The following is a 4966-nucleotide window of genomic DNA, read 5'->3' as shown; positions in this document are numbered from 1 at the left end:
AAAAAATTAAAAGCTTTGTAAAATCAACGGTTACAGAAGATAAAAAACTGTAACTGGGACCAAAATGGGAACATTTGTTAAAAAGAATAAATTAAGTAATAGTTCCAAGTGATTTACATTTGGGCAAAAATTAGACCGTAGTTTTTAGGCTGCGGTCTTTTTGCGTACATATTATGAGGATTAATTTATTTAGACATCTCCAATGGCTACTTTCAAATGCAACAAATAATATAAACCAGATTGCAAAAGCTACTAATACAACTGGTGTTATTTATAAAAAAGATATTGACTATATGAGAGAAAAAATAGAAAAATTGTCAAAAGAAATATGGGATATACATTCCCTTTTATTAAGAAAATAATTTTTCATTCAGTTCGAGATAAGGGAATAAAAGCCTGTTAAAAGAATGATTTTAATGGTATAATTAAGGTAATATAGATAAATATAGGGAGTTGTTTCGAATATCTCATGATGAAATTTAGTTATAAAAAATTGTTTAAAAAACTTATAGATTTAGAAATGAAAAGTACTGAACTTATGGATGAAGCACAAATAAGTAAAAGTACATTTTATAAAATAAAAAATGGACAAAATGTTACTACAGATGTGCTTTTAAGAATTTGTAATACACTTGATTGTGATATATCAGATATTGTTGAATGTGAAAAAACTAGCACAGAAAATCATTAGTTAAAATGTAAGGAGAATAATTTGGGAAATTCAATTTTAAATAAAGCAAAATACAGTAAAAGCAATACCGATGAATGGTATACAACTTATGAAACTGTAGAAAAAGAATTGTCTAATTATATGCCTCAATTTAAAAATAAAATTGTATTATGCAATTGTGATGATCCTTATGAATCTTCATTCTCAAAATATTTTTTGAATAATTTTAATAAGCTAGAGCTTAAAAAACTTATTTGCATATCTTATGGAAAATCAAAAATGCATTCGTCAGATTGTGATAGAGGCTTGGTGTTAGAAATAGACCATTTACCAAATTCATTATATGGTGAAGAAATAGAGCTATATATAAAAGAGAACAATTTTGTAAAAAAATTACTTGGAGATGGTGATTTTAGAAGTGAAGAATCTATTAAATACCTAATTGAATCCGATATTGTGGTTACAAATCCACCTTTTTCTAAATTTATTGAGTTATTTTCTTTAATATCTCAATATAATAAAAAATATTTGTTAATAAGCAATCAAAACGCTATCACATATAAAGAGATATTCCCCTATATAAAAATGAATCAAGCTAAAATTGGGTATCATTTTGGAGATATGCAGTTTAAAGTTCCTGCTGATACCGAGCCTAGAAAAACAAGATTTTGGATTGATGAATCAGGTCAAAAATGGAGAAGCATAGGAAATGCTATGTGGTTAACCAATTTAGATATAAATAAAAATATTAACCAACTAATTTTAAAACATAAATATGTTGAGGGTAAGTATCCTAAGTATGATAACTTTGATGCAATTCACATTTCAAAAGTTTCAGAAATTCCATATGATTATGATGGAATAATGGGTGTGCCTATTACTTTTTTAAAATATTATGATGAAAAATCTTATGAGATAATAGGAGAAGCCAATCATGGATCAGATAATGAGTTTGATTTATTTAAACCAGTTATTAATGGCAAAGAAACTTTTAAGAGAATACTGATTAGAAAACGAAAGAGAGAATCTTATGAAATTTAGAATATTAGATTTATTCTGTGGTGCTGGGGGCATGTCTTATGGAATGCATAAAAATAGCAACTTTACCACGAAAATAGCATTAGATGTAAACGACAAATTAGCACAAACTTTTATTAAAAATATGCCTGAAGTTAAAGTGATAATAGGTGATATTAGAGACAAAAAAATTCAAGATAATATAGTTGATTTATCTATAAAAAATAAAGTTAATATGATTATAGGCGGACCTCCTTGTCAAGGATTTTCTTTAAAAGGCAAGAAACTTGGCTTAAAGGATCCTAGAAATTTTCTGTTTATAGAATACCTTCACATAGTAGAAAGAATAAATCCTGAAGTATTTGTCATTGAAAATGTCAAAAATTTATTAGCTACTTCCAATGGATGGTTTAAAGAGCAAATTATAAAAGAAATTAAAAATTTAGGATATAAAGTTAGCTATGGAATCGTAAAGGCAAGTGATTATGGGGTTCCTCAAAATAGAGAGAGAGCCATCTTTATATGCAGTAAAAGTAGTAAAATTGAGTTGCCAGAACCTTCGGTAATTAAACCTGTTACTGTTAGGGAAGCTATTGGTGACTTATCTTTTTTAAACTCTAATGAGGGAGATTTTGAACAAGATTATAAAATCAATCCGAATTCAGAGTATCAACAGAATATGAGATATGGATCTAAAAAATTATATAATCATAAAGCGTCAAATCATTCTGATGTAGCTATTAAAAAGTTAAGTATGATTCCACCTGAAAAAGGTAAAGAGTATTTGCCTGATCACTTATTAGGGAATCAAAAATTTAATTCTACATGGGGACGTTTAAAATGGGATGAACCATCTCCAACAATTGATACAAGGTTCGATGCAGCATCAAATGGAACTAATAATCATCCTTACCTCAATAGGTCAATAACTCCAAGAGAAGCTGCTAGGATACAATCGTTTGATGATAATTTTATTTTTTATGGTAATAAGGTTGACATAAGAACTCAGATAGGTAATGCAGTTCCACCATTATTAGCAAAAGCTATAGCTGATCAAATATATAAGGCATTTACGAATAAAGAAAGTGAGGAAATTTAAATGAATAATCAAATGGCTTATTTAATAGGAATGATATTAGGCAATGGAGAAATACAGAGAAATAAAAGAGATACAACAATAACTATAGAAATTCCTCATAAAAATTTAAAAGATGACGATGGATTAGAGGTATCGGTTTATGTCAAAAGTAGCTTGGCTGATATTAGGAATGTTATAGAGCCTTTGATAGGTCACTCAATTCCTATTACACAAACAAAAAGAGCTACAAAAATTTCTTTTACAAAATCAAATGAAGATTATACAATGAGAGAAATTTTAAGGTTTATAGGAAATGGTGTCCATCATTCTACTATGACAATGAATGATGATCTGTTTAATATAACTACTGATGAGAAAAAAGAATTATTACGAGGAGTAGCTGATGTTACTGGTTATATAAGAAGAAGTAATATGGCATACGGTCGAGAGGGACAGCATAGAGTTTATATTGAAATACCTGGGAATTGGCAATTTGTCATTGATATTGCAAATATGCTGAAAACATTAGGTATACCAATACAAACAATGGATTTTGGTCATCCGAATTTTAGAGATTCAAACTTAAAAAAATATAATGAAGGAAAACCAAATTATTGGAAAAAAGAACATCAAGTAAAAATATGGGCAAATGAATTTCTACCAATTGGATTTAACATTGTTCATAAGCAAAGAGCCTTAGAAAAATATGCGGAAGAATTGTTAGAATATATGGATGAAAATAAAACACATAAATTTTATTGGGAAAAACCAGTAAGAATAAGAAAAAAAGAAAAACATCCTATGGAAAATGATGCTAGTCTGCCTTTAAAAATACGTGGAAAACATTATGATTCTTGGACAGATTTAGCAAAGGATTTAGGGTATGCTGAATAAAAATGTTAAACTTGAGATTCAGTTGTATAACCCTATGTGTAAATGGCTAGAAATATACCTAAATGATAAATATAAGAATAAGAAATGTTCTGTTATTATTGAAGATAGCCATTCTGTAGACTTGGATTCTGTTTTATATAAATATGATGTACTGAAATATTATCCTCAAGTAGTAGGGTTAAATATACAGATAGATGTTTTGGGAATAGTTAAATGGAATGATAAAGCAGAAATTTATTTTATCGAAGCTAAGAAAACAGCATTAAATTTACATGATTTAGGTCAACTACTTGTATATTGTAAATTATGTGATCCAGAAGAAGCTTATTTACTATCATCTAGTGGTTTAGGTAGCTTGAACAAGATATTAAATAATCTAAATAGAGAAGACCTGCTTGATTATGGAAGTGGTAGGAGAATTAAAAAAATTAAAGTTGCAAAGTGGGACATTACTAAAAATGGTATAAACAACCATTCTATTGTACCTAAAATATGATGAAATTTATTTGGTAAGAAATGATAGAATTCCTGCCTTGATTATTTATGGGTTTGATAAAGGGAAAAGATTTGAGCCAGACTTTTTGTTATTTTTACAAAAGAAAGGCTAAGTGTATATTTGCAAGAACAAATTTTTATTGAACCTAAAGGTAAGCACTTATTATGAAAAGATAAATGGAAAGGAAATTTCCTACTAAAAATTGAAAAATAAGGCATACCTACAAAAACTTATGTAGATGATAATAAGTATAAGATTATAGGACTTCCATTTTTTAATAAAGCACTTAAGAAGTAAGAGTTTGAGGAAGCTATTAATGGTTTAGGAATAGACAACTTTTATAAGTTTGAATGAAATTGTAGATTTAAATAAAATTATATCAGGAGTATTATAATGAAATTAAAAAGTGTTAAAATAAGGAATTTTAGAGGATATAAAGATGAAGTTCTAATTAAAATGGACGAACTAACAACAATAGTTGGCAAAAATGATGCAGGTAAATCAACAATATTAGAGGCTTTGGAAATATTTTTCAATAATAAAATTGTAGTTTGTGAAAGAGAAGATTTATCTGTTAATCATAATCTAGGTGATGATTTAATAGAAATTACATGTGTATTTTTACCAAATATGAATTCCATTTCTATTGATTCATCGTCTCAAACAAAACTAGACGAAGAGTATTTACTAAATTCGGATGGACTATTAGAAATTAAGAAAGTTTTTAAAGCAACAACTTCTAAACCTAAGCCTTCTACATTTATAGTTTGTAATCACCCTACGGATGAGGGCTATAATGATTTATTAACAT

At 27.9% G+C, this 4966-nt stretch carries 6 protein-coding genes and 1 pseudogene; all 7 read left to right on the top strand.

Going from position 1 to position 4966, the window contains the following annotated elements; translation table 11 throughout:
- Positions 1-167: 167 nt before the first annotated feature.
- Positions 168-362 (top strand): annotated as a pseudogene (mobC, locus tag MR285_RS06210) (plasmid mobilization relaxosome protein MobC); the annotation flags it as partial.
- Positions 363-469: 107 nt separating this feature from the next.
- Positions 470-691, top strand: a complete 222-nt coding sequence (locus MR285_RS06205) for a helix-turn-helix transcriptional regulator (protein ID WP_293559119.1) — start codon at positions 470-472, stop codon at positions 689-691.
- Positions 692-712: 21 nt separating this feature from the next.
- A complete protein-coding gene (locus MR285_RS06200) occupies positions 713-1711 on the top strand; it encodes an adenine-specific methyltransferase EcoRI family protein (RefSeq protein WP_293559117.1) in 999 nt (332 codons plus the stop codon).
- Positions 1701-2786 carry a DNA cytosine methyltransferase gene (locus MR285_RS06195; RefSeq protein WP_293559115.1) on the top strand — a complete coding sequence of 362 codons (1086 nt, stop codon included), beginning with the start codon at positions 1701-1703 and terminating at the stop codon, positions 2784-2786. Before MR285_RS06200 ends, MR285_RS06195 begins: the two co-directional genes overlap by 11 nt.
- Entirely contained in the window at positions 2787-3659 is an 873-nt protein-coding gene (locus MR285_RS06190) for a hypothetical protein (RefSeq protein WP_293559113.1), read from the top strand.
- A complete protein-coding gene (locus MR285_RS06185; RefSeq protein WP_293559111.1) occupies positions 3649-4155 on the top strand; it encodes a hypothetical protein in 507 nt (168 codons plus the stop codon). The genes MR285_RS06190 and MR285_RS06185 overlap by 11 nt, the downstream gene beginning before the upstream one ends.
- Before the next feature lie 393 nt (positions 4156-4548).
- On the top strand, positions 4549-4966 hold a 418-nt coding region (locus tag MR285_RS06180), incomplete at its 3' end, for an AAA family ATPase (protein ID WP_293559109.1).

Source organism: Peptoniphilus sp., from assembly GCF_022767005.1.
GTDB lineage: Bacteria > Bacillota > Clostridia > Tissierellales > Peptoniphilaceae > Peptoniphilus_A.
The sequence above is the reverse complement of the archived record's forward strand: the minus strand, read 5'-3'. Positions and strand labels throughout refer to the sequence as shown.

What these genes read in the sequence shown, in the direction of transcription:
- MR285_RS06205 (WP_293559119.1), top strand. Translation starts at nt 470, where the DNA reads ATGATGAAATTTAGTTATAAAAAATTGTTTAAAAAACTTATAGATTTA.
- MR285_RS06195 (WP_293559115.1), top strand. Translation starts at nt 1,701, where the DNA reads ATGAAATTTAGAATATTAGATTTATTCTGTGGTGCTGGGGGCATGTCT.
- MR285_RS06190 (WP_293559113.1), top strand. Translation starts at nt 2,787, where the DNA reads ATGAATAATCAAATGGCTTATTTAATAGGAATGATATTAGGCAATGGA.
- MR285_RS06185 (WP_293559111.1), top strand. Translation starts at nt 3,649, where the DNA reads ATGCTGAATAAAAATGTTAAACTTGAGATTCAGTTGTATAACCCTATG.